Source organism: Bacillus sp. NPDC094077, from assembly GCF_050279465.1.
GTDB lineage: Bacteria > Bacillota > Bacilli > Bacillales > Bacillaceae_G > Bacillus_A.
Genome location: NZ_JBNNUF010000003.1, coordinates 382,420 through 407,445, shown reverse-complemented (window position 1 = coordinate 407,445; position 25,026 = coordinate 382,420). Strand labels below are relative to the sequence as shown.

28 protein-coding genes, 1 riboswitch and 2 other annotated features are annotated in these 25,026 nt (G+C 35.4%); of the genes, 9 read left to right on the top strand and 19 right to left on the bottom strand.

Features of this window, described 5'->3' with window-relative positions:
- The first annotated feature begins 156 nt into the window (after positions 1-156).
- The 3 genes from ACQKNR_RS10825 (at position 157) to ACQKNR_RS10815 (ending at position 2,706) form a co-directional block, all read left to right on the top strand.
- Entirely contained in the window at positions 157-777 is a 621-nt protein-coding gene (locus ACQKNR_RS10825; RefSeq protein ID WP_025147269.1) for a DUF47 domain-containing protein, read from the top strand.
- Between the two features lie 11 nt (positions 778-788).
- Positions 789-1,787, top strand: coding sequence for an inorganic phosphate transporter (locus ACQKNR_RS10820; RefSeq protein WP_427317694.1), 999 nt, complete (start codon positions 789-791; stop codon positions 1,785-1,787).
- A 118-nt stretch (positions 1,788-1,905) separates the two neighbouring features.
- The gene (locus ACQKNR_RS10815) at positions 1,906-2,706 is read left to right on the top strand and encodes a sulfite exporter TauE/SafE family protein (protein WP_427317692.1); all 801 of its coding nucleotides are present in this window, start codon (positions 1,906-1,908) and stop codon (positions 2,704-2,706) included.
- Positions 2,707-2,999: 293 nt separating this feature from the next.
- On the opposite strand, the gene ACQKNR_RS10810 is transcribed toward ACQKNR_RS10815, so the two are convergent.
- A complete protein-coding gene (locus ACQKNR_RS10810) occupies positions 3,000-3,227 on the bottom strand; it encodes a hypothetical protein (protein ID WP_427317690.1) in 228 nt (75 codons plus the stop codon).
- A gap of 171 nt (positions 3,228-3,398) precedes the next feature.
- Here ACQKNR_RS10810 and ACQKNR_RS10805 point away from each other — a divergent pair, with 171 nt between their 5' ends.
- A complete protein-coding gene (locus ACQKNR_RS10805; RefSeq protein ID WP_427317688.1) occupies positions 3,399-3,911 on the top strand; it encodes a Crp/Fnr family transcriptional regulator in 513 nt (170 codons plus the stop codon).
- Between the two features lie 29 nt (positions 3,912-3,940).
- Here ACQKNR_RS10805 and hmpA read toward each other — a convergent pair whose 3' ends face one another.
- Together hmpA and ACQKNR_RS10795 are read right to left on the bottom strand one after the other, a co-directional pair.
- Entirely contained in the window at positions 3,941-5,149 is a 1,209-nt protein-coding gene (gene hmpA / locus ACQKNR_RS10800) for an NO-inducible flavohemoprotein (protein WP_427317686.1), read from the bottom strand.
- 199 nt (positions 5,150-5,348) lie between these two features.
- Positions 5,349-6,446: a site-2 protease family protein gene (locus tag ACQKNR_RS10795; RefSeq protein ID WP_427317684.1), complete on the bottom strand. Its 1,098-nt coding sequence runs from the start codon at positions 6,444-6,446 to the stop codon at positions 5,349-5,351.
- A gap of 151 nt (positions 6,447-6,597) precedes the next feature.
- Between ACQKNR_RS10795 and ACQKNR_RS10790 the strand changes: the two genes are divergently transcribed.
- On the top strand, positions 6,598-6,795 hold the full coding sequence (locus ACQKNR_RS10790) for a hypothetical protein (RefSeq protein ID WP_427317683.1): 198 nt from the start codon (positions 6,598-6,600) through the stop codon (positions 6,793-6,795).
- A 228-nt stretch (positions 6,796-7,023) separates the two neighbouring features.
- On the opposite strand, the gene ACQKNR_RS10785 is transcribed toward ACQKNR_RS10790, so the two are convergent.
- On the bottom strand, positions 7,024-7,875 hold the full coding sequence (locus ACQKNR_RS10785) for a hypothetical protein (protein ID WP_427317681.1): 852 nt from the start codon (positions 7,873-7,875) through the stop codon (positions 7,024-7,026).
- A gap of 108 nt (positions 7,876-7,983) precedes the next feature.
- Between ACQKNR_RS10785 and ACQKNR_RS10780 the strand changes: the two genes are divergently transcribed.
- Entirely contained in the window at positions 7,984-8,760 is a 777-nt protein-coding gene (locus ACQKNR_RS10780; RefSeq protein WP_427317679.1) for a class I SAM-dependent methyltransferase, read from the top strand.
- Positions 8,761-8,799: 39 nt separating this feature from the next.
- Here the strand turns inward: ACQKNR_RS10780 and ACQKNR_RS10775 are convergent, their stop codons facing one another.
- A complete protein-coding gene (locus tag ACQKNR_RS10775; protein ID WP_000880630.1) occupies positions 8,800-9,009 on the bottom strand; it encodes a hypothetical protein in 210 nt (69 codons plus the stop codon).
- A 263-nt stretch (positions 9,010-9,272) separates the two neighbouring features.
- Positions 9,273-9,531 (top strand) — a binding site (T-box leader).
- A 58-nt stretch (positions 9,532-9,589) separates the two neighbouring features.
- Here ACQKNR_RS10775 and brnQ3 point away from each other — a divergent pair.
- Entirely contained in the window at positions 9,590-10,945 is a 1,356-nt protein-coding gene (gene brnQ3, locus ACQKNR_RS10770; RefSeq protein WP_427317677.1) for a branched-chain amino acid transport system II carrier protein BrnQ3, read from the top strand.
- Between the two features lie 23 nt (positions 10,946-10,968).
- Here brnQ3 and ACQKNR_RS10765 read toward each other — a convergent pair whose 3' ends face one another.
- From ACQKNR_RS10765 to gltP, 9 genes are all read right to left on the bottom strand, one after another.
- Positions 10,969-11,238: a DUF3992 domain-containing protein gene (locus ACQKNR_RS10765; protein ID WP_427317675.1), complete on the bottom strand. Its 270-nt coding sequence runs from the start codon at positions 11,236-11,238 to the stop codon at positions 10,969-10,971.
- A 97-nt stretch (positions 11,239-11,335) separates the two neighbouring features.
- Positions 11,336-11,968 carry a response regulator gene (locus ACQKNR_RS10760; protein WP_427317673.1) on the bottom strand — a complete coding sequence of 211 codons (633 nt, stop codon included), beginning with the start codon at positions 11,966-11,968 and terminating at the stop codon, positions 11,336-11,338.
- Positions 11,965-13,020 (bottom strand): sensor histidine kinase, encoded by a 1,056-nt coding sequence (locus tag ACQKNR_RS10755; protein ID WP_427317671.1) that lies wholly within the window; start codon positions 13,018-13,020, stop codon positions 11,965-11,967. The genes ACQKNR_RS10760 and ACQKNR_RS10755 overlap by 4 nt, the downstream gene beginning before the upstream one ends.
- Positions 13,020-13,760, bottom strand: a complete 741-nt coding sequence (gene liaF, locus ACQKNR_RS10750) for a cell wall-active antibiotics response protein LiaF (RefSeq protein WP_427317670.1) — start codon at positions 13,758-13,760, stop codon at positions 13,020-13,022. Before liaF ends, ACQKNR_RS10755 begins: the two co-directional genes overlap by 1 nt.
- Positions 13,761-13,866: 106 nt before the next feature.
- Positions 13,867-14,529, bottom strand: a complete 663-nt coding sequence (locus tag ACQKNR_RS10745; protein WP_427317669.1) for a PspA/IM30 family protein — start codon at positions 14,527-14,529, stop codon at positions 13,867-13,869.
- Between the two features lie 46 nt (positions 14,530-14,575).
- Entirely contained in the window at positions 14,576-14,932 is a 357-nt protein-coding gene (locus tag ACQKNR_RS10740) for a flagellar basal body rod protein (protein ID WP_427317667.1), read from the bottom strand.
- 188 nt (positions 14,933-15,120) lie between these two features.
- Positions 15,121-16,437, bottom strand: coding sequence for a Na+/H+ antiporter NhaC family protein (locus ACQKNR_RS10735; RefSeq protein WP_427317665.1), 1,317 nt, complete (start codon positions 16,435-16,437; stop codon positions 15,121-15,123).
- A 95-nt stretch (positions 16,438-16,532) separates the two neighbouring features.
- A riboswitch (SAM riboswitch) is annotated at positions 16,533-16,638 on the bottom strand.
- A 120-nt stretch (positions 16,639-16,758) separates the two neighbouring features.
- Positions 16,759-17,277, bottom strand: coding sequence for a DUF402 domain-containing protein (locus ACQKNR_RS10730; protein WP_427317663.1), 519 nt, complete (start codon positions 17,275-17,277; stop codon positions 16,759-16,761).
- A gap of 68 nt (positions 17,278-17,345) precedes the next feature.
- Positions 17,346-18,617: a glutamate/aspartate:proton symporter GltP gene (gene gltP / locus ACQKNR_RS10725; protein ID WP_427317661.1), complete on the bottom strand. Its 1,272-nt coding sequence runs from the start codon at positions 18,615-18,617 to the stop codon at positions 17,346-17,348.
- A gap of 498 nt (positions 18,618-19,115) precedes the next feature.
- Between gltP and ACQKNR_RS10720 the strand changes: the two genes are divergently transcribed.
- Both ACQKNR_RS10720 and ACQKNR_RS10715 read left to right on the top strand, forming a co-directional pair.
- Complete coding sequence (locus tag ACQKNR_RS10720; RefSeq protein WP_427317659.1) at positions 19,116-20,387, top strand: murein hydrolase activator EnvC family protein; 1,272 nt, start codon at positions 19,116-19,118, stop codon at positions 20,385-20,387.
- A 101-nt stretch (positions 20,388-20,488) separates the two neighbouring features.
- Positions 20,489-20,653 (top strand): hypothetical protein, encoded by a 165-nt coding sequence (locus tag ACQKNR_RS10715; protein WP_427317657.1) that lies wholly within the window; start codon positions 20,489-20,491, stop codon positions 20,651-20,653.
- 27 nt (positions 20,654-20,680) lie between these two features.
- Here the strand turns inward: ACQKNR_RS10715 and ACQKNR_RS10710 are convergent, their stop codons facing one another.
- The 5 genes from ACQKNR_RS10710 to ACQKNR_RS10690 all read right to left on the bottom strand — a co-directional run bounded on the left by ACQKNR_RS10710 (position 20,681) and on the right by ACQKNR_RS10690 (position 25,016).
- On the bottom strand, positions 20,681-22,036 hold the full coding sequence (locus ACQKNR_RS10710; protein WP_427318000.1) for a sodium-dependent transporter: 1,356 nt from the start codon (positions 22,034-22,036) through the stop codon (positions 20,681-20,683).
- 111 nt (positions 22,037-22,147) lie between these two features.
- Positions 22,148-22,396, bottom strand: a binding site (T-box leader).
- Between the two features lie 210 nt (positions 22,397-22,606).
- Positions 22,607-23,221, bottom strand: a complete 615-nt coding sequence (locus ACQKNR_RS10705; protein WP_427317655.1) for an NAD(P)-binding protein — start codon at positions 23,219-23,221, stop codon at positions 22,607-22,609.
- The gene (locus ACQKNR_RS10700) at positions 23,196-23,951 is read right to left on the bottom strand and encodes a sirohydrochlorin chelatase (RefSeq protein WP_427317653.1); all 756 of its coding nucleotides are present in this window, start codon (positions 23,949-23,951) and stop codon (positions 23,196-23,198) included. Before ACQKNR_RS10700 ends, ACQKNR_RS10705 begins: the two co-directional genes overlap by 26 nt.
- 1 nt (position 23,952) lies before the next feature.
- Positions 23,953-24,729, bottom strand: coding sequence for a uroporphyrinogen-III C-methyltransferase (gene cobA / locus ACQKNR_RS10695; RefSeq protein WP_427317652.1), 777 nt, complete (start codon positions 24,727-24,729; stop codon positions 23,953-23,955).
- Between the two features lie 86 nt (positions 24,730-24,815).
- Positions 24,816-25,016 carry a DUF3906 family protein gene (locus ACQKNR_RS10690; protein ID WP_427317650.1) on the bottom strand — a complete coding sequence of 67 codons (201 nt, stop codon included), beginning with the start codon at positions 25,014-25,016 and terminating at the stop codon, positions 24,816-24,818.
- Positions 25,017-25,026 lie beyond the last annotated feature (10 nt).

Genomic DNA, 25,026 nt, shown 5'->3' with positions numbered 1-25,026 from the left:
ATTCCTTGTTGATTATTAATATTATTAATAGAACAACGCGAGTTATGTTAAGTTTTTGTAAACTTTTCGATAAAATGTTTTAAAAAACGACAGTTTTTTGTTAGAATTGACTAGCCAATATATTTTACATATATTACTTTTGTGGGGGTAACAATAATGGTCTTTAAATCAAAAAAAGATAAATTTTCTGAAATGCTAATGAATGTTTCCGAAAATTTAAAAGAAGGCGCGCAGTTTTTCGTGGAGTATAAAATTAAAAATGCTAGCGATTTAAAAGAATTTTCTATGCGCATGAAAGAGTATGAGTCAAAAGGCGACTCATTTATTCACGAAATCATTATGGAGCTAAACAAAGCGTTTATTACTCCTATTGAACGTGAGGACATCCTACAACTTGCAATGAGTATGGATGATGTATTAGACGGATTAGATCACAGTGCTGGTCTATTCGAAATGTATTCTATTACAGAAGCTGATGAATACATGATTAAATTTGTTGAAGCAATTAATCAATGTGCAATCGAAATTGCAAACTCTGTTGAACTTCTGTCTAACAAAAAATTAGTCGACATTCGCACAAATGCAATTAAGATTAAGGATTACGAGTCACAATGTGATGATATTCGCCGTCATGCGATTAAGCACTTATTCTCTCGTGAAAAAGATCCGATTAAGATTATTCAATTTAAAGAGATTTACGAAGAGCTTGAAGAAGTAGCTGATAGCTGTCAAAGCGTTGCAAACGTATTAGAAACAATTATTATGAAGAACGCGTAAGGAGTTTGATCATGGATACACTCTTGATACTGACCGTTTTAGTAGTCATTTGCGCTTTAGCTTTTGACTTTATCAATGGATTTCACGATACAGCAAACGCTATTGCAACGGCTGTTTCAACGAAAGCTCTAAAGCCTAGACATGCAATTATTATGGCAGCTATTATGAACTTTTTAGGTGCAATGACATTTACAGGTGTAGCAAAAACGATTACAAAAGATATCGTTGATCCATTCGCCTTACAAAATGGTTCTCTTGTAATTTTAGCTGCTTTGCTTGCGGCAATAGCTTGGAACTTAATTACTTGGTACTACGGTATTCCAAGTAGTTCTTCGCATGCAATCATTGGAGCAATCGCAGGTGCAGCAATTGCTGCTGCTGGGTTTACCGCTTTAAATTTCAAAGGGTTCATAAAAATTATTGAAGCTTTAATCTTTTCACCAATTATCGCTTTCGTTATTGGTTATATCGTATACAGTATTTTTAAAGTAGTCTTTAAAAACTTTAACTTAACGAAAACGAATAAGAACTTCCGTATATTCCAGATTTTCACTGCAGCATTACAAGCTTATACACATGGTACAAATGATGCACAAAAAGCAATGGGAATCATTACAATGGCTCTTATGGCAAATAATTATCATACTTCTAGCGATATCCCGTTCTGGGTACAATTATGTTGTGCGATCGCAATGGGGCTTGGTACTTCTGTCGGTGGATGGAAAATTATTAAAACTGTCGGTGGACAAATTATGAAAATTCGTCCTGTAAATGGTGTAGCTGCCGATTTATCATCATCACTTGTTATTTTCGGTGCAACATTCATTCACTTACCGGTTAGTACGACGCACGTTATCTCTTCTTCTATTTTAGGAGTTGGTGCTTCTCACCGTGTGAAAGGTGTAAAATGGGGAACTGCAAAACGCATGTTAATCACATGGGTAATTACACTTCCTATTTCAGCTTCTTTAGCTGCTCTATTCTACTACCTATTACAATTTGTTTTCTAATCAAAAGTCGTCTTCCTTATTTTTCTAGGAAGACGACTTTTTTTGTGAACAAGCCTATTTCTTATTAAAAAGCGTGTATAATAATTGGTGGATAAGTTATTTAGAGGAGTTGGCAATTTTGGAATACATCATGTTACTTTTCATCGGACTAGTCGCCGGGACAGTCGGAAGCCTAGTTGGGCTTGGAGGCGGAATTATTATTGTTCCGTTATTAATTGGATTACACAGTTTATCACCACAACTTGCAGTAGGGACTTCTATGGTAACAGTCGTTTTTACAGGACTATCTTCCACCCTTACTTACATGAAGCATAAACGAGTAGATTATAAAAGTGGACTTATTTTATTTATCGGAAGCGGACCTGGTGGTATTATCGGATCATGGGCAAACAAATTTTTAAACCAAGATACATTTTCTTTATACTTTGGGATTTTCCTTATATTCGTCTCCATTCTTCTTATGCTACGAGACAAATTAAAACCTCTTTCCTTATCAAATATGACTGTAATTAAGCGTTCTTTTACAGATAACGAAGGAAATACTGTACACTATCAATTCCCACCGTTTCTCGCTATCTTTATTGCCTTTATAGTTGGATTTATATCTGGTTTATTCGGAATTGGTGGTGGCGCCTTGCTTGTTCCAGCAATGATGCTCCTTTTTGCATTCCCAGCACACATTGCTGTAGCCACTTCAATGTTTATCGTATTTCTATCAGCAATTGTAAGTTCTTTAACTCATATTTCTCTTGGAAATGTCAGCTGGATGTATGCATTAATTCTTATTCCTGGCGCATGGATTGGCGGAAAAATCGGGGCTTATATTAATACAAAATTAAGCGGTAATGCCGTAATTAATTTATTACGTATCACATTAATAATTCTTGGAACTAGATTAATCATTACTTCACTTTTATAACGCGTTCTTTCTAGAATGCGTTTTTTCTTATACACATGAATATAAAAAGGCTCCTAGGAGAACAAATAAAACTACACAAACACTTAATAGCATAAAATTTGAAATATGTACTTTCTTCAAGTTGATCACTCCTATAGCTGCGACTGTTATCTTTATGATAGCGAAAAAACAGTTCGCATGCGGTTACAAAGTGCTAACAATGCAAAATCATTTATTACAAATTTTATCCTTTTATTTCATTTCTTCGTATAATCTATCGATTCAATAAAAAAAGATGTCATATTGACATCTTTTTAGTGAAGAAGTGACCATCCCATAAAGTCTTCATGTACTTGGCACGCCCTCTTATCATTTCGATCATATAATTCAGCATAACTATCTGTTTCTTCATCATAAGCCATCGTATAAATAATTTGGCCATCTACTTCAACGGATAAAACGACTCCACCTTTCATCTCTTCTACATGAATGATAGCATTCGCTGGAATTCTCATATCCGTCATCTTCATCGCCTCTAACAATATACTAAACCCCCTACAGCGTATTCATTGCTAGTACTATTACACACTAAATAGTATACTACTGTAATAGCATACATTTCGTCAATGAAATTGCTGTTTAAATAGCATATTGTCTTTATACATATACGCTAAAATAGAAGAAATAGAAATTGCTTAAATGGGGGGCTAACATTGATTTTACACAAGGGAGATGTACTATTCCGTCAAGGCGAGAACGGTCCTTTATATTTTATAAAAACAGGTTTATTAAAAGTGGTACGGCTACAAGAAGACGGAACACCCTTTTTATTCAACATTATCGTTCCAGGTGAAACGATACCTCACCATTCTTTAATTTCACCAAAGGAATATCACGGTACAGCTATCGCTTTAATAAAAACAGAAGTTGAACCTATTATGAGTAGTGAATGGTACGATAAACTTCAGGCAAATCCTGAATCATATGCCAACATCGCTATGCAATTGCAATCAAAATTAAGAATGATGCAACAACGAATTGATCAATTGACAACCGTCTCTCCAAAAGAACGTCTTCATCGTTTACAAGAGTGGTTCACACTCTATTTAGGTGACATTCCTATATATGAAATATTAACGCAAAGTGAAATTGGTCAACTAATAGGTATACGCCGTGAAACAGTAAATCGGCTATTAAGAGAACAAATAAAAAACGAGGTAAAATAATACCTCGTTTTTTATCATTCAAATTCGGCCTATTGTAGGCTTGCTGCTGGACCGAAAAATTCATAATGAATATGTTCTTGTTTCACACCTAAATCGGTTAGTACAGCATTTATATGCTTCATAAATGGCACTGGACCACAGAAATAAAATTCTGCTTCAGTTGTTGGAATAATAGTGTGCAGCCATTCACTTTCAACGAAACCTTCTTTATCAAAATTCTTCATTTCTAAATCTTTTTCGGTCGGTGCAGAATAGCAAGTGTATGCTTTAACTTGTTCGTATTCATTATCTACTGCCTTAACGTGTTCTTTCATCGCATGTGTATTACTATTTATCGCCGCATGAACAAAACATACATTACGTTTTGAGTCCTGATCAATTAACGTATTTAGCATACTCATCATCGGTGTAATCCCCACTCCACCACTAATTAGTACAACAGGTAATGTTGATTCCATATTTAATACAAAATCTCCCGCTGGTGCACTTACTGGTAAGATATCTCCTTCCTCTACATGGTCATGTAAGTAATTAGATACTTTTCCGTCTGGTGTATCTACACCTTTTTCCTTCTTTACACTAATGCGATAATATTCTTTTCCAGAAGCATCAGATAAACTATATTGACGATTATGTGTATATGTTTCACCTTTAATATTTATTTGAATCGTTACATATTGTCCTGGGATGAATGAAGAAACTTTCCCGCCATCTTCAGGTTTTAAATAAAATGATGTAATAACGTCGCTTTCCTTCACTTTTTTATCAACCACAAAGTTGCGGAAATCTTTCCATCCACCTTCTTTATATGCAGCCTCTTCATACATCTCTGCTTCAATACTAATGAATGCATCAGCAATAACACCATACGCTTCTCCCCATGCATTTAAAACTTCATCAGGTGCACCTGCGACCTCTTTAATTGCGCGTAGTAAACATGTACCTACAATCGGATAATGTTCCGCTTTAATCCCTAAACTTCTATGCTTATGACCGATTTGTTTTACAACTGGAATAATAGCTTCTAAATTATCAATGTACATTGCAGCTGCATAAACAGCATTTGCTAACGCTTGTTGTTGTCTTCCCTTTTTCTGATTCGTATGGTTGAAAATATTCAATAACTCCGGATGTTCCGAAAATAAAATTTGATAAAATCTCGTTGTAATTTCAACACCTTTTTCTTGTAATAATGGTACTGTTGACTTTACGATTTCAATTGTTTTTGCACTTAACATTTTATCCAACTCCTCTATTTCCTTAACTGTTTTTAGTTTAACTGAATTGTATAATACATATTGTGATTTTAATCACTATTAACACGGTGTTTTTGTGAAAAATATATGAACATTGTACTTACAAAAGAAAATAAGCTAACATTCTAGTTAGCTTATTATTCCCTGTTTAACTTCTCCCTATCATTTCGACACTATTTTTCTACATGCTTCTCCTTGGCAAATGTTCTTGTAAAACAATATACCCTTCATAAGCTGTATAACCAAGGATAGCTATTAATCCGATATAACAAGCAAATACTGCCCATTTCGTTTTCGCATCAACTTTATAATAGTTTTCTTGTTGTCTCTTTTCTGTATCCCATTCATGTAATTTTCTTTCTGACATTTCAAACGCTTCTCTCATATGAATTGTATGCGTTTCTTTTTCATCTTCATATGGAACGTAATCAAGTGGCTCAAACTTTGGTAAAAGGTACTCTAACACTTCAATCTTTTGAAGTTCTCCTGTTTTTAATTCTTTCTCCCGCTCTCTTTGTCTCAATACATTCATTTCATGGTGCATCATATATATAGTTCGATGCACCGCACCAGTTTCTTTTAATTCCTCTTCAAACCTAGAAACATATTCTTTCATTCCATCAATTCTATATCCTAATTCCTTAATTGGCTCATCTCTCTTTATTACCCTATATAATTCCATACAGCCAATAATAAAAATAAATCCTCCAAAAATACTTTTAAAGTAAATTGAATAGCCTAGCAGTAAAACAAGTCCTGCTCCCCAAATTTTAGTACTTACAACTGAAATAATTCGGCCACCATCTAGCGGTGAAACTGGAATTAAATTAAAGAAATTAATCATACTTCCAAGCAAAATAACAAGCGCCCAAAATGGCTCTTTCGTTATTACATACAGTGGAATAGCTGGTAAAAATGAAAGCAATCCAAAAAGAGGTCCCATATAGGCGATATAAGCTTCATCTTTTGCATTTTTCGGCATCTCTTTCATCCCAATAAGAGCTCCCATAAATGGAATAAAGATCGCGGGTGATGTTGGTATCCCTTTTCTTTTCGCAGCCCATAAATGACCCATTTCATGAATAAACAACAAATAAACGAGCGCTACCCCAAATTTCCAACCATATATAACTGCGTATGCACCAAGCGATAGAAACATACTAAATACAGTTGAAAACTTAGCTAATTTAAAAATTGCAAATACCCACTTTAACTTAGACAGTAAAAATAACCCTATTGCAACGATAATTCCCCATAATCCTTTTTTATTATCTTTCATATTCCTCTCCTTTATCTCTCTTTAATGAGCAATAAACACCCATCACAACTTATTCTTTTCTCTATTATGACATATTTCTTTCTATTCTTAGAAAAAATGTTTATTTAATCCATTTTTAGCCAAAAATATAAATGAAAGGAGGTATATACACATGAAATTACAATCTATCATAATAGGCGCCCTATCTTTTTTAGCTTCAACTCTTATTTTTTATACAGTTAGCTATATATTATTATTAGATTGGTTGCCAAATCACTTATTTATCGCTCTTATCATTCTTTCCGCTCTTATGATTTCTTTTCTTATTACACGAAAATCAATGAATAAGCCATCAGCTAAAGCAAAATAATAGAGAGGGTTCCTTTTCCCTCTCTATTATCATTTCCTAGGAAAGGCCATATAGATTTTACGATTCACATTTATCCCGCTATTTGCGGGTAGTAAGACTCCCACCTCAAAATTCGGCTAAAACAAAGAAGTTAGGTTAGGTGGGAGCCCAGCTGCCCGTAAACGCCCGATTGCTTCAACCAATAATCAGTGGGGGATGAACAAAATCCCCACTGATTAAAGTTTCACTTTATCTTTGTAAATTCATTTTTTCACCATACTCTTTAACAATTTGAATTATATTTTGAAAAACACCTATTTTTTCTTTTTTACTATTTAATATTTTCAAATCGTAATTTTCATAATATGTTTCTAATGATTTTAATTGTGATAATGACGCATCTTTTATCGGAACAGTAACATTCAATTCATACTGCTTATATCCTTCTTTTACTTTTTCAGCTGAAATGATTTCACTCTCTTTTGCTCCAATTAATTTTTGAATTTTTTCCGGGAAAATCAATTGCAAATAATATTCTTGTTCCTTTACTAACTTATTGTATAGTGATTGTGAAATCGTATAACGTACCGTATAATTCATTTTTTGATCACCTGATTTAATATGAAATGCAGTAATCTGCAAATCTTTTTTTGTTACTTCCGTTAAAGGTCCTACCTGCATCTCACCTTCCTTTTGTTCTGAAATCTTCGGAAATATAGCCAAAAGTTGTTCCGTATCTTTTTCGTTCAGCATATACATGTCGTCCTTATATTGCACCCACCCTCTTCGGTCTTCTCCTCTTAACCATGCATAATATGTTTCCTTTTCCCCATCTCTACTAATTTGTATTTCGTATTCCGGTTCACCAAAGCTACCTGTTACTTCTTGTTTTGCCGCTTTATTTATTATGTCTATTACTAACTTAGCTTCTGATTCCTGTAACTTTTTCTCTTTATGTTTTTTTTGTATAACAGTTACTCCTACTGTTTCTTTCACTTCATTCACCGTCTCTTCTACTTGTTTTGTTTCTTTCTTCTGCTCAGCTTGTCCACACGCCGCAAGTAAAACCACCAATAAAAACATGACGTATTTTCCTTTCAAATCAATTCTCCTTTTCCAATAAGAAATTCTTATAATAGTCATATATAAAACAAAAACGTTGCATGATAAATAATACGCTATACTATACACTGAAGGGAGGATTTTACAATGTCCATCAATTTTCATGATGCAAATAATAAGTATACGTATGCAACTCGTAATGCACATATTTCATGGAACAAAATGATAAACAACATTGTAAATATACAAAACAAACAAGTAATTGATATAGGCTGTGGTGGGGGAATTTATACGAAAGAACTTGCTCTTATGGGCGCTGAAAGTGTTGTTGGCCTTGATTTTTCAAAAGAAATATTACAAGCTGCAAAAGAAAATTGTAGCGGCTTTCCAAACATTTCATTCATTCACGGTGATGCACATAATATCCCATACCCCAACGAAACATTCGACCTTGTCATTTCGCGCGCAGTTATTCATCATTTACAAGACATTCCTACATTTCTACTTGAAGCTTCTCGCATACTAAAGAAAAACGGTGTACTTATTTTACAAGATCGAACCATTGAAGATTGTACAATTCCAGGAAGTCCAGAACACATTCGTGGATATTTTTTCTCAGTATTTCCAAAACTCATTGAAACCGAAGCAAAAAGAAGACCAAAAACTGCTATTATACAGCAAGAATTACAAAAACATTCTCTTCACGTGTTCCCCACTCAAACACAATGGGAAGTACGGAAAATACATGATTCTGTAGAAGCGTTACTGCAAGACCTATCTCCTCGAACCGGACGATCCATTCTATACGAATTAACAGATCATGAACTTTCTCAACTTCTCCAGCATATCCAAACAGCATTAAAAAACGTCTCTCCTATTATCGAAAGAGATCGGTGGACCATTTGGAGTGCCATGAAATTGTAAGGAAGGAAGCCTCACAAAATAATGTGAGGCTTCCTTCTTTCATAATCTAATTTTACAACACTCTTGATATCCCCCACTTCTGGCCTGTGCACTTCCACACTTCGGACATACTAAATATCTAGACTGATTTGTCAACAAACTACCTTTTTGAAAGAGTAAAACTTCTGCTTGTTTAAACGAACGCGAATAATACAACCACATAAAACCAATTATAGCAATAATACCAAATAACACTCCCATCGCAAGCATTTCAGTCACCTCTTTTGGTTTGTTCTTTCCAGCAAGTGGATTGTTGTATTATTCTCTATAAATTCAACTAATCCCTGCTTCACTCCTGTAAATATCAATTTTCTCCACATTTTTTACAATTCTCTACAAAGTTTTATTTTGTTTTTACAAATCCCTTCGAGACGTTTATATTCCCGACTATATTTCAATATTCAAACGTATCTACAAAAAATATATTGACTTTCTAAAAAAATCATGCAACAATACTGTCAGAATACTTGAACTAAAATTCATTGACGAGAACGAGTACGTTATAGAACTGTTCCCCAGAGAGTTGGCGATTTGCTGAAAGCCAACGTTCAGTGCGTAACCGAAAATCATCTCCGAGAAGTAGAACTGAATGTTACAGTAAGTTCTTACCGGCTGTCCCCCGTTACAAGGAACACGTATCATGTTGTACGTTGCAAAGCCGTATACATATAGATTTATTTCTACATGTATAAATTAGGGTGGTATCGCGGGTAAATATAACTCGTCCCTTTCTTTAGGGGCGAGTTTTTTGTGTTCTTACAAATGAATTTTAAAAAGGAGGAAAAACACAATGAACACTGTATCAAAAAAACATATTTTTTTCACGGGTCTTATGCTATTTTCTTTATTTTTTGGGGCAGGTAATTTAATTTTCCCTCCCATGCTTGGACAAAATGCAGGTGAAAACTTTTGGCCTGCAATGATTGGATTTTTACTAACAGGAGTCGGCTTACCGTTATTAACTGTTATTGCAATTTCTTTATCTGGGAACGGTATGCAACAACTTGCAAGTCATGTTCACCCATTATTCGGAATTTTCTTTACTGTAGTTGTATATATTGCAATCGGTCCATCTATGGGGATTCCACGTGTCGCTAACGTCGCTTATGAAATGGGTGTTAGTTCTTTCTTGCCAGAAACAATTCGATCTAGTAACCTAGCGCTATTTTTATACACAGTCATCTTCTTTTCTATCGTATTTTGGCTTAGTTTAAATCCATCTAAACTTGTTGACCGTATCGGAAATATATTAACACCTATTTTATTACTTTCTATTTTCTTATTGTTTGTTAAAAGTGTATTTACACCACTCGGGCAATCAGGACCAGCAATGCAAGAATATCGAACTTCCCCAATTTTCAAAGGTTTTATGGAAGGATATTTAACGATGGATACTATCTCAGCACTTGCATTTGGGATTATTGTTGTAAATGCCATTCGCTCTAAAGGTGTGAATGATCGTAAATCCATTGCCATTGCAACAGCAAAAGCAGGACTTATTGCCGCTACTGGGCTCGTACTTGTATATGGTGCACTTGGCTGGCTTGGTGCAACTAGCATCTCTCTCGGATACGCAAAAAACGGTGGACAGCTACTTACTGTTATCGTACAACAATTATTCGGTCCATACGGTCTGCTTCTACTATCTCTTATCGTTACACTCGCTTGCTTAACGACATGCGTTGGACTTGTATCTGCATGCAGTCAATATTTCTCAACATTATTGACGAAATTTTCATACAAAATATTCGCAAGTATTATTTGCTTTTTAGGACTACTAGTTGCCAACTTAGGTTTAACAAAAATTATTGCAATCTCTGTTCCTATTTTACTTGTTGTATATCCAATAGCGATTGTACTCGTTCTACTATCACTACTTCATAAGTATTTCGGCGGGTATCGATCTGTTTATGTAGGTGCTTTAATTGGAGCGGCAGTTGTAAGCGTATTTGACGGGCTCAAACAAGGCAATATTTCTGTTGCGTTTATCACATCTCATTTTGAATTTATTCCACTTTATAATCAAGGTATCGGATGGCTTATTCCAGCACTATTAGGTGCAACTATCGGTTTTACGATCGCTAAACTAAGCAGAGCAAAAAAAGTTCCATTAATAAATGAATCTCAAAACATAAAAGCCTCATAAAAAAACTCCCAAACGGGAGTTTTTTATATTTGATAAGCAGTATGATTAAAACTACTTATTTTATACGCTTTCGTATAATAATCAATATTTGTATCTACTGTTTCTACCTTAACAACGTCATATTGCTCTTCTTGCTTTACTAAAAATAAATAGTATTCCTCTGTCGCTTCGATAATAGCAATTCGATCTGTTTCAACATTATATTGTTCACAAAGTGCTTGTAATGCGTTCACATAATCCCCTAATTTTTTAGATTTATCCATTCCAAATATAGTTTGAACTAACATATACATTCTCCCCTTTATATGTCCTGTTAACACCTTTATGATAACGCTTACATTTTATATCGTCAATAAAAAGCTTTGGCATATAAATAGCCAAAGCCTTTTATCATTTTGTTAATTGATGCCTGAACGCATAAATAACTGCCTGTGTTCGGTCACTTACATGTAATTTATTTAATATATTACTTACATGTGTTTTCACTGTTTTAAGGGCGATAAATAGTTCATCTGCAACTTCCTGATTACTTTTTCCCTCTGCAATTAATAGCAAAATTTCATACTCTCTTTCCGTTAACTCTTCATGTAAAGGTTGTTCCTTCTTTTGACGCATACGAGACATCATTTTACCAGTAACTTTCGGCTCTAATACGGTTTCCCCGTCATAAGTAGCTCGCACAGCATCCGCAATATCACTTGCTCTTGATGTTTTCAATAAATAACTTGTTGCTCCAGCCTCAATCACAGGATACAATTTTTCATCATCTAAAAAACTCGTTACAACTACAACCTTTGCTTCTGGCCATTCTTGAATAATAGCCCTCGTTGCTTCAACCCCATCCATCTCATCCATAACAAGGTCCATTAAAATAATATCCGGTCTTAATTGAAGTGCTAATTCTGAACCTTTTCTTCCATTTTCAGCTTCTCCAACTACTTCAATATCTGGCTGTGTCGATAAATACGCTGATACACCCATGCGAACCATTTCATGATCATCAACAAGTAATACTTTTATCATACTTCTCCCCCTCTCTCAATCATAGTCGGTACTTTCACTTCAATTTGCGTTCCTTTATTTGGAAAACTAAGCACTTTTAGTGTCCCGCCAATCTCATGAACACGCTCTTGCATGGATCTTAAGCCATATGAACCCGCCTTATTAACTCCTACTTCAAATCCAACGCCATCATCTATAATTTTTAAAATCGCATATTGATCAATTTTACGAAGACGTACTTCCGTTTTCTTCGCCTTCGCATGCCGTAAAGTATTTGATAGTGCTTCTTGCACAATACGGAATAAGTGATCTTCTACACCTTTTTTTAATTCAATAGGCTCAATAAGCCATTCAATTTTCATATGTTGTTTTCGAGATAATTCCGTTAACAATTCTTCTATGCCCTCAGTCAGTTTTTTACCTTCCAATTGTACTGGGCGTAAATGCAGCAATAACGCTCTCATTTCTGATTGCGCATTTACAACCATATTTTCAACAAGCTGCAATTGTTTTTTTGTCGTATCTGGAAATTCAGCTACTTGTTCATTAATCGCTGACATCATCATCGACATTGCAAAAAGCTGCTGACTTACTGAATCATGCAGTTCCCTTGCTAATCGATGCCTTTCTTGAGAAATCGCTTCTTGCCTCATCTCTTCATTCCAATGAGCTCGTTCATTCGTTACTTTTTGAAATAGTCCCGCTTGCTCCTCTAATCGACGAGCAAGACCGATTACTTTTCGTTCCACTTCATGAAACTCATCATCCGCAGTAAACGAAACATCATTTGGAAAATTCCCTCGCTCTACTTCAAATAGAAAAGTATTTAATCCTTGTATACGCTGCTCAATATAATAACCGATAGCATAGCCTATAATTCCTCCAATAAGAAGACTAGTACTCATAATAAACAAGCCAATTGGAACAGAAGCGATGGATTCTTTCCAGAGTAAATCATAAACTTGTTGTTCGCTTTTCCATACATATACAATTGTACAAATAAGTGCGATACTCACAGAGGACAACATAGAATATCGAATATACATCCACGAAATATTCTTTTGTTTTTTCATTATACTTTCCTCACTTCCGTATCGCCTACGACAAGCGAAGAAATAATTTTTATACGGCGGGGAGCTTCTATATACTGCTCTGTTCTAAACGTAACATTACGGTTAAACCCTGTTTCTTCGTGTCCTGGCAGAAGTACTCGCCCAACAATAACAGAGTGATTTAAAGACAGTTCAATATCATATGGAACATATAAACGGATATTACCAACTACACCCCTAATAACGATTACCGTTTCTCCCTCTGGAATCATCGCGGTCGTTAAATCAATTTCAACATCACAAGCACCATATTGAACATTAATATCCTCAAGCTCATAAATATGATCCATCACTCGTACATTTCCTACGAACATATTTTTCAAGTACGGTTCTGTACGATATATTTGTTTTTCTTCATCTATATATCCTTTTTCTTTAATTTCAACCTTCATTGCTTTTTGCTGATGTCCTTGCTGAATAAGTTGATAACCAATTAAAGCTAAACAACCAAATACTACGAGTACAAAGGCTGCTGATGAGAATAAGAAAAATAAGAATACAATACCACCAACAAATAAAAATACATTTCCCCTTACATAACGATTCTTTTTTCGATAATACCTTCCAAACATAATCATAATAAATGCAAAAATAAGTGCACCAGGCTCAAAATGACCAAGTATCATATCAAGAAAAAGACCGAATCCAAATACGATGAGGAGCATCCCCATTAATTGTGTTTTTGAAAATTGCTTTTTCATTTCAGCTCCCCCCTTCAAATCACATATACATAGAAGAAAAGGCATTGCTTTCCAACACCTTTTCTCCTATCACTATATCATAAGCCTGTTTTATAATATACTACAATTATTTTGTTATTTCCTTCGTTAACGATACTTCACTTTTTTCTTTCATTTCACGCTCAAGTTTTGCAATTTTCATATCAAATGTATCGCGCTCATGCTCTTCATTCATACGAGTTTCTAAGTCACGAATGTGATCTTCAATTTCTTCGAATCGTAAGAACGGATTATTTTCATCCATTTTATGCATCGCAGTATTCATACGACGATTTGCATGCGCCATATTTTCACGTGCCATTAATTCCATACGTTTTGCGTGCATTTCTTTCAACTTATTTTTCATTTCAGAAAGACGACGCTCTAATTCATCAATTTGCTCTACAACACCTGCATACATTTCTTCTAATCGAGTTACTTGCCCTTCATAATAAGCTACCTCTTCTAATGCACGCTCATGCAGTTGTAATTCGCCTGCTTCTTGAGCAATGATAGCTTGCTTTGATCTTTTGTTAACGAAATAGCGTGCTTGCTCAAGCTCACGAGCGAAGTTAGATTTTAATGTTTTATGACGCTGAATTAACTTCTCAATTTTTGTTATTTCACGCTCACTATCGCGTAAATACTGGTTTAACATAGCAATTGGATTTTTTCTTTCTTTCTCATCTAACACATTATGAAAATCAGCTAAAATTGCATCGCGTACACGTCCGAATAAAGATTGTTTCATTATAAATCTTCCTCTCTTCTACTTTATAAATTTGATTTATTTTTTATTAGTTTTTCATTAATTTGTTCCACTCATCTTCAAAGTTGCTATATGATTTAGAACTTTCTGGAGCAGAATCAACAACTACAGGTTTTTCTTTTTTCCACTCACGGTATCCGTAGTATAAAACTACTAATGCTGCGATACCGATTAATGCTGGGGAATGAGAAAGGGCGATGGACAAGCCGATCAAACCAACAATACCCCAAGCTAACTTTCCAAAAAATGATTGTGCTCGCACAAATGATTTATAGCTCCAGTACACAACTCCTGCTCCGATTGCGAATCCTATAATACCAGCAAGACTACCAAGAGCAATTAAAGCCAAAATACCGGCCGCGATAAACGCTAGAAATTGTTTCATCTTGTGCTTGCCTCCCTTCGATTTGATACTCTTATCTTAACTATTTTTTCATTTTTCCATAACGAGCTTAAGAACCGTTTTCAACTCAGACTTAAGACCGAGACGTATTCAGTCCTTCATAATACAAAAAACGTGCAGAGATATTCTCTGCACGTTTTCCGTTTCCAATCTTAATGCTTCATATTAAATTAAGCTGTTTTATGGCACTCTTTTTTCTCAGTTACTTTCGAAAACTTCGGAAACCCAATCAGAATCGAAACTACTCCACATACCCCAACTAAAATGGGATAAAAGGCATATGGTAACAATTCAACCGGAGATAAAGCTGCAAATCCTGCCGCGGTTAACATTTGAGCCCCATACGGAATTAACCCTTGTACACAACATGAGAATAAATCTAATACACTCGCTGATTTACGAGGATCAATTTCATATTGATTTGCAATGTTTTTCGCAAGCGGACCTGTAAAAATAATTGAAATTGTATTATTTGCTGTACACATATTCGTCATGCTCACTAATCCAGCAATCCCAAACTCCGCTCCTTTTTTCGAGCGAATATTGCGAGTTAAAAGATTCATTAAATATTGAATACCGCCATTATATTGGATCAATTCAACCATACCACCAATTAAAATAGCAAGTAATACTAACTCCATCATACCGCCCATTCCAGTCGTTACACTTTTAAAGAAGCTCTCTAGCGTGTAACTTCCATCTATAAATCCGATAACACCAGATAGTACTGTACCACCAGTTAATACAATGAGTACATTCCAACCAAGCAGCGCTGTAACAAGTACACCTGCATATGGCAAAATCTTCACCCAATCAAAAGTATGAGCTTTAATTTGTGTATCACTTCCTAAAGTAATAATTACTAATAATACAATTGTAATAATAGCTGCTGGCAATACAATTAAAAAGTTTGTTTTAAACTTATCTTTCATTTCTGTTCCTTGTGAACGTACAGCTGCGATTGTTGTATCTGAAATAAATGATAAATTATCACCAAACATTGCCCCACCAACAACAGTTGCCATCGTAAGTGCAATTGAGATATCCGTTTGTCCACTAATACCTACAGCAATCGGGGCTAACGCTGCAATTGTTCCCATTGAAGTTCCCATCGCTAATGAGATAAATGCACCTATAACAAAAATTCCAGCTACGATAAATCCTGGTGGCAAAATAGATAACGCCAGATTAACAGTTGCGTCTACTCCACCCATTCCTTTTGCTGTTTCAGAAAATGCACCTGCAAGTACAAATATTAATACCATAATCATGATATCTGGATTTCCTGCTCCTTTAGCGAATCGTTCTACTTTCACATTAAAACTTTCTTTACGATTCATCGCTAAAGCGATTCCTACAGCAATTGAAATCGCTACAAGTATCGGCAATTTATAGAAATCACCTGTAATAATTCCAGAACCAATAAATAGCGCCAAAAATATCCCAAGTGGTAATAAAGCTAAACCATTTCCTCTCGTTTCTTTCAAAGTACCATCTCTCCCTAGTTTCAACCTTTTTTCTAATGAATAACAAAAGACCTCTTCCAACGAGAAGAGGTCTTATACATCTATAAGAAACACTCTTCTCATCTTTCAAGCACATGCTTGCTGGATTTGGCACAGCACTCTAAAATCGAGTCCGCTGCCGAGGCATCGTAGGGCCAGTCCCTCCGCCTCTCTTTATAAGAAGGTTTCATATTTATTTTTTAATAATAATTTCTTTCCTAACTTTACTCGCTTACAAAACAAAAGTCAATTATTTTTTGTATAGATTTTTTTGGTAATTATACAAAAACGCGAATACACCAATCATTTTAATTTTTCAATTTCTTTATCTAATATTGAAATCCAATAAAATTCTCCGTTTTTTATCGTCGCTACAATCCATTTTGTTCTATGCCAAGCTAGTTCATATTCTTCCTTTGTAACATCTCCCATACTATAGGCATCCTCTAACTCGTCTTCATCCAATACATAAATCTCACCGTTCGGTAACAATACTACATCTAAATATAAATCATCAAAATAAGGTAAACCACGCTCGTCTATATTATATTCTTTCGTCACGTCAATATAATATTGCACTAAATTTTTCCGGTCGTCTAGCATAGCCGTAATCGCAAAGTTTTTCCCATCTATAAAATATTGCACCCATGTATACTGATCGTCTGCAATACAAACTTCTTCACCATCATATTTTTTATAACTAGGTTCTCTCACTTTTTTTATATCTAATATTCCAAGCATCCCATCTTCTACCTGCTTGACTATATAATCTTTTTCTATTAATCGCTTCCACGAAGAACCGTCACCATATTTACGTTTCATTACGCCTGCTCCTTTTCTATATAGAGAAAAGCCCCCACATATTATGTGAGAGCTTGTTCAAATTATAATTAAGCTGCTTGTTTATTAGAAATTTCTTTCAAATAAGCTTGTCCTTTTTCAGCGTCATATTGACCTTCCCACTTAGACATAACTACAGCTGCTAAAGAGTTACCTACAACGTTAACTGCTGTACGAGCCATATCTAAAATACGGTCAATACCTGCAATAAATGCTAAACCTTCAGCTGGAATCCCTACAGTACCAAGTGTCGCCAATAATACTACGAATGATACGCCAGGCACACCCGCAATACCTTTTGATGTAACCATTAACACAAGTAATAATGTAATTTGTTGTGTAAGGGATAAATCAATGCCGTACATTTGCGCTAAGAAAATAGCCGCAATCGCTTGATATAAAGTCGATCCATCTAAGTTAAATGAATAACCTGTCGGAATAACGAAAGATGTAATTGCTTTCGGACAACCGAATTTCTCCATTTTCTCCATGATTTTCGGTAAAACTGTTTCTGAACTTGCTGTAGAGTATGCTAAGATCAGTTCGTCTTTTAAAATCTTAAAGAATTGGAAAATGTTAATCCCAAATATTTTCGCTGTAAGTCCCAATACAACTACAACGAAGAAGATCATTGCCCCATACACGACAATTAGTAATTTTCCTAACGGAATTAATGAAGCTAGTCCAAATGTAGAAACTGTAACACCAATTAATGCAAATACACCAAATGGCGCAAATTTCATAACTTGGTTTGTTACGTAAAACATCGCGTCGGCTACACCTTGGAAAAATTGCATAACTGGCTTTCCTCTTTCACCAATTGCCGCTACACCTAAACCAAATAATACAGAGAAGAAAATAATAGCAAGCATATCTCCTTCAGCTAATGATTTCATAATGTTCGTCGGCACAATGTTTACAAATGTATCCGCAAACGAATGACTTTGTACTTGCTCTGTTGTAGCTGTATATTTCGAAATATCTGTCTTTGTTAACTGGTCCATATTTACGCCTTTTCCTGGTTGGAAAATATTCGCTACCAGTAGGCCAACAGCAATCGCAATCGTTGTAATAATTTCAAAGTAAATAATTGTCTTTCCGCCTAGTCGACCTAGTTTTTTAACATCGCCAACACCAGCAACCCCAACAACAATACTTGCTACAACAATCGGTACAACGATCATTTTAATTAATCGGATAAAAATATCACCAATTGGTTGTAAATAGCTCACTACTGCCGGATTGCCAAAGAAAATCGCCCCAACTGCAATACCAAGCGCAAGTCCTATTAAAATTTGCCATGCAAGTCCTATCCTTTTCATACTTGCTGCAACCCCCTTCTTAGATGCATTCACTCTACCCTTCTCTCGTTCTATGAAACTAAGAAATTAAGAGTATTACATATTATTCGACAATTCACTACATTTTGTCCCTGTTAAAAATCATAAATCAAAAATTTAAATCTGACAACAAAATAAGTTTGCCCGAACACAAATAATTTTCTTGACAAAAACAAACCTCATGTCAGAAAACCTCACATGAGAACGATTCCTTACCAGTGTTTTATTGCGCTCCCAAATAGTATTTCACTACATAAAACAGTCTCCATTTTTCCCTTTATCTTACAATAAAAACCAAAAAATACACCCTTGTTGCACGCATAAAAAAATGTAACTACCATGACAATTAAGGTTAAAAAATGATAAATTCCGACAAAACTTAGCAATTTTATAAAATTTTCTTTACATTATGATTACAACGATAGACACCATTCTTCTTCTTATGATATATACATTCATAGGGAAAGGAGCCAGACAACAATGAAAAAGAAATTTGCAGCATTTAGTGTTTTAGCAGCAGGAACGATATTTGCTTCCCCATTACTTTCACCCGTATACGCTGAAACGAATCAAGATAAATTATCTAATATTCAATCTGAATTAGAAGGTAAACAAAATGACTTACAAAATAAATCAGCTGAGAAAGAACAAATAGAAAAAGAAATTCAAGAATTACAGAAGAAAATCGACGAATTAACTACTTCTATTAATAAAAACGAGGCTGAATTAAACGATACAAAAAAAGACATTAGTAAAACCCAGCAAGTAATCGCTGAAAAAAAGAAACATATAGAACAATTACAAACAAACATAGATACACGTCAGGAAGTTATTAAACAACGATTACAATCCATGCAAGAAAAACCACGTACAAATATCATTACAGAGGTATTAACAAACTCTGCAAACATTGCTGATCTTGTTGATAATATGTACTCCGTAAGTTTAATATTAAACAACGATACAGATATTGTGAAAAAACAAACAACAGATCAAAATGCTGTGGCGAAAGAAAAAGAGGCTGTTGAGAAAAAAGAGCAACAACTAAAAGAAGCTGAACAAAAATTAGTACAAAAACAACAAGAGTTACAAACAAATCAGCAACAGCAACAAACACTTATTAACGATCTACATACAAAAGTAGCAAAAGTAGATTCAGAGATTGAAGGATTAGAAGAATCCAAAGGCATCTTAGAAAACCAGCGTCAAGCTGTTCAAAAAGCAATCGAAGAAGAAAAACGTGCAGAAGAGGCACGAAAAGCGGAAGAAGCCCGTAAGGCAGAAGAAGCGCAAAAACAAGCTACTACATCTGCTCAATCAGCTCAATCAGCCCCAACACCACACGATACAAATACCGGCGGATTTATTAAACCAGCTGCCGGATCGAAAACTTCTGGATTTGGCGCGCGTTCTTTAGATAACCATAAAGGGATCGATATTGCTGCTTCAGGAACAGTTCCAATTATTGCTGCTGCAGATGGCGTTGTTATTCGTTCGGAATTATCATCAAGTTACGGAAACGTTGTATATTTATCACACCGTATAAACGGAAAAACATATACAACAGTATACGCTCATATGAGTAGCCGTTCTGTATCGAATGGACAAACTGTAAAACAAGGCGATCAACTCGGGTTCATGGGAAATACGGGTCAATCATACGGTCAACATTTACACTTTGAACTTCACCTTGGAGAATGGAATGTCGGTAAGACAAATGCAGTTGATCCATCTCCTTATATCGGATTATAAAAAAACTCGGTGCATACCGAGTTTTTTTACTACCACTTCACACTTTATAGGCATTTCACATAAACTACAACTAAATGCCTATATTTTGTGGGGGGATAAATATGAATACACAATTACAAGAAGAAATAGAAGAAGCTAGAGAAACATATATTGGTCGACTATTTACATTTGGCGGCTCAGTGTTATTTTTAATCGGTTCATTCCTCGCAGTCGTTACAGCCTATAAAGCATATAATCGTCTATTACATTCATCAACGTCAGCATAAAAAAAGACGGGAGATCCCCATCTTTTTTTATGCAAACATTTTAAATACACCGATCGCATTTAAAAATACGATAATTACAGTTACTGGAATTATATAACGTAATAAGAAAAACCAAATATTAAACAATGTTTTCCCTTTCGTTTCCGTAACTTCTAATTCTTTCATTAATAACTCTTTACTCATTTTATTTGGTACGAATAGCGAAATGGCTAGTACCCCTAACGGCAGCAACACATTACTTACCGAAAAATCAACGAAATCAAAGAATGTCTTCCCAAATATTTTCACATCACTCATAATTCCAAACGATAACGCTGATGGAATTCCAACTGCAAAAATAAGAATACCAATTAATAACGATGCTGATGGACGCTTCTTCTCATTATCTTTCGCAACAGATGCTACTACAATTTCAAGCATTGAAATCGCAGATGTTAAAGTCGCAAAGAAGAATAAAATTAAAAACATAATAAAGAAGAATTGTCCAAATGGTATTTTCGCAAATACTGCTGGAAGGACGATAAATAGTAGTCCTGGTCCTTCAGTCGGCTTAACTCCTAATGCGAAGATCGCTGGGAAAATTGCTAATCCTGCAAGTACTGTAATAAAGATCGTTAAGCTTACAATAGACGTTGCTGACTTAGCTAAGTGCTCTTCTTTCTTTAAGTACGAGCTATACGTTACCATTACGGAGGCACCTACTGTTAATGAGAAGAAAGATTGTCCCATCGCATATAAAATCGTATCTGCTGTAAGCTTTGAAAAATCAGGTTTTAAGAAGAACTCTACTCCAGCAAAAGCTCCATCAAGTGTTAAAGCACGAATAATGATAGCAATAAACAAAATAAATAATAGCGGCATCATGTACTTACTTGCCTTTTCTATACCTTTCTCTACACCTTTACTTACAACAAAAATAGTACAAAGCATAAAAAGAAATTGTGCTCCAATCGCACTTGCTGGATTTGAAATTGTTTCACCAAACAATTTCCCATAATCAACTACTCCGTTCCAGAAGCTACCTGTGACACTATAGTACAAATAAAGTAAAATCCATCCACCTACAACACTATAGAAAGAGAGTACACTAAAACAAGTAACAACTCCCATACGACCAATCCAAGGATATACTTTACTATTTGGTACTAGTACTTTATAAGCGGTAACCGCCTCTTTTTGCGTGCTACGTCCAATAACAAACTCCGCCAATAGAAGAGGCATACCTATAAATAAAGTTAATAGTAAAAATACAAGGAAGAATGCGCCTCCCCCGCCATTACCGGCAACATATGGAAATTTCCATATCGCACCAAGACCTACTGCGGCTCCGGCTGCTGCGAGTACAAAGCCTATTTTCGACGTCCATTGCTGTGTTTCTTTCATCATAATTTCTCCTTTTCTGAATATTTAAACTTTTATTAATTATACACTTTCATTTCATACTCGCACACCTCCTTTAGAAAATAAAAAAGTCCCCTACACGCAAATATGCATGTAGAGGACGATATATGTAATGTAAATACCGTGGTACCACCTCAATTGGATTGATAAATCCCACTTGTTCAAGTACAGGAATAATTCCGATACTCTATCCTTTTAACGGCGGAACCCGGGTTGCCTACTACAATGTTCAACATACCTCTCGCAAGCCCATTCTGTATATTTTATCGTACCGGGCTCACACCTTACCCCAGCTCTCTGAACGCATCAAATATACGTACTCTTCTTGCTCATCGATTTCATCTATTGAAGTTACTTGTGATTATAAATTATATTTTTATAGTTGTAAAGTGCAATTTACGTTTTATCCCGCATTAACGTTCAGTAAGACTCCCACCTCAAAATTTGGCGCAGGCGAAGAAGTTAGGCGGGAGACTAACTGTCCGTAAAAGCCCGATTGGTGTGGGCTAATAATCAGCGGGGAATGCCCCCACTGATTAAAGTTTCACTTTATTATTTTAGAACTTTCTCCTCTAATTTTTGTAAAAACTGTTCTCTCTTTTCCTCATTTTGCACATATACTGATTTCAATACTTCTTGTAGCAATATATTTCGCTCCCTCTTTTCTAACTTTAACTCTTTTAACTTGATTCTTACTTCATATAGAAAATCTAAATATATTTCGTATGTTTCATCGTATTTATTCGCGATATCGTCTCGAATTTTTTTCGCGAGCTTTGGACTTGCTCCCCCGGTGGAAACCGCTATATTAAGCAACCCACGATGAATCGCCGCCGGAAAATGAACATTACCACTTTCTGGGTTCGTAATAACATTTACCAACTGATTCTCTGCGGCATCTTCAGCAACTTGTTCATTTAATACGGCATCACTACTCGCTGCAACAACTAAAAAAGCACCTTTAATATCACTTTTTTCATACTCTCTTTGATACCAACGAATTTTCTTCTCTTCAACAAGTTTCACTAATTTTGTATCCAATTCTGGACTTACTACTACTATATCAGCACCTTGTTTTAGTAAAGGAATAATTTTAAATCCCGCAACTGTTCCTCCACCAATGACAACAACACGTTTCTTATCAACTCGCACTGTAAGTGGATACATATTGATCTCCCTTCAATAACTCCTTCGTTTTCTGAATTAACATCTCTTGAAACGCTTCATTCTTTCCTAAATATGGGCTTATTTTTATCCCTTCCAACTCATATTGACGCACTTCTTTCTCAATATGTTTCATAAGTAATCCTGTAAATAACAAATACGGTAGCACAATGATACGCTCTTCTTTTCGTTCTACAACTTCCTTCAACTTCTCCTCAAATTTCGGCTCCGCAGCTGCTAAATAACAAACCTCTACTTTTTTAATTTTCTCTTCAGTTTGAAATAAAGAAGCGATCCAATTTATATCTCGTAAAACTTCAGGATCACTACTGCCCCTTGCAACGAGCAACAGTATCACATCGTCCTTTTCTTCCTGTTCAATGCCACTTCCGTTATATACCGATTTTATAAGTGTTTCTGATACACCAAACGGATTACCATAAGTAACTTTAATATTTGGATATTGCTTATTTAACTTTTTCAATTCAAATGGTATATCTTTCTTCACATGACCTGCCGCTAATAAAAAAACAGGAATAGCGATAATTTCTGTCGCCCCCTGCTTCACACATGTACGAAATCCTTCTTCAATAGAAGGATTCGCTAATTCTAAGAAACAAACCTCTTGAATCGTCGCTTCTATACGGCTCATACATGATGTAATAAATTGAATTGCTTCTTCTTTCGCTGCCCTCAAACGACTTCCATGACATATATATAAGATGGCTTTCATTTTATAACACTCCGCTTACTTGATAAGTCTGTTCCGTTTGTTTCTCAAACCAATGGATCTTTTCTCTAAAACGGACAACTTCTCCAATTACAATCATGCTCGGATTTTGAATTTGTTCTTTTTTCGCAATATCTACAATTGTCCCTAACGCCCCAACAACTGTGCGCTGCATAGACGTCGTTCCCCGCTCAATAATAGCAGCAGGGGTACTTTTATCCTTTCCATGCTTGATAAGTTGTTCACATATGTAGGACAAATTACTAACCCCCATATAGACAGCTAATGTCTCTACACCTTTCGCTAGATTTTCCCACTTCACTTCCTCTTCAGCATCTTCTTTCCTATGTCCTGTCACAACAGCAAAACTCGCACTTGCATCACGATGCGTTACAGGAATGCCAGCATAAGCAGGTGCGGCTATTCCAGCTGAAATACCTGGGACAATTTCAAATGGCACACCTTGTTTCGCTAACGCTTCAGCTTCTTCTCCACCTCTACCAAATACAAATGGATCTCCACCCTTTAACCGCGTTACAACTTTTCCTTTTTTTGCGTATTTAATAAGAAATGTGTTAATAGTCTCTTGCTTCATCGTGTGATAATTCGGGAGTTTCCCGCAATAAATTAAATCTGCTTCCGGCTTTGCATAAGAAAGCAATTCTTTATTTACTAGACGGTCATATAAAATAACATCTGCCTTCTCAATGCATTTCAATCCTTTAACAGTGATTAAATCTGGATCCCCAGGACCCGCTCCAACGATATAAACCTTCCCCATCATCTCTCCTCATTTCTACCATTAAAGTGAAACTTCCATCCTTATATACGAATGGAAGTTTTCAATATTTCTTATTACACTGTTACCTACTCATGAATAACAAAGGCCGCGCTTTTTCGAACCTTCTTTTTTTCAAACAAGGAAATCTCCTTTACTTCTGGTAACGGTAAAAAATGTTTCTCAAGCTCAATCTCTGCAAGCTTAAATGCCTGTTCTTCACTCTGAGCAACAACAACAATCGGAACGATATTATTCGCTAATACAGCTTCAAATCGATATAAGTCCATATTGCCCCTC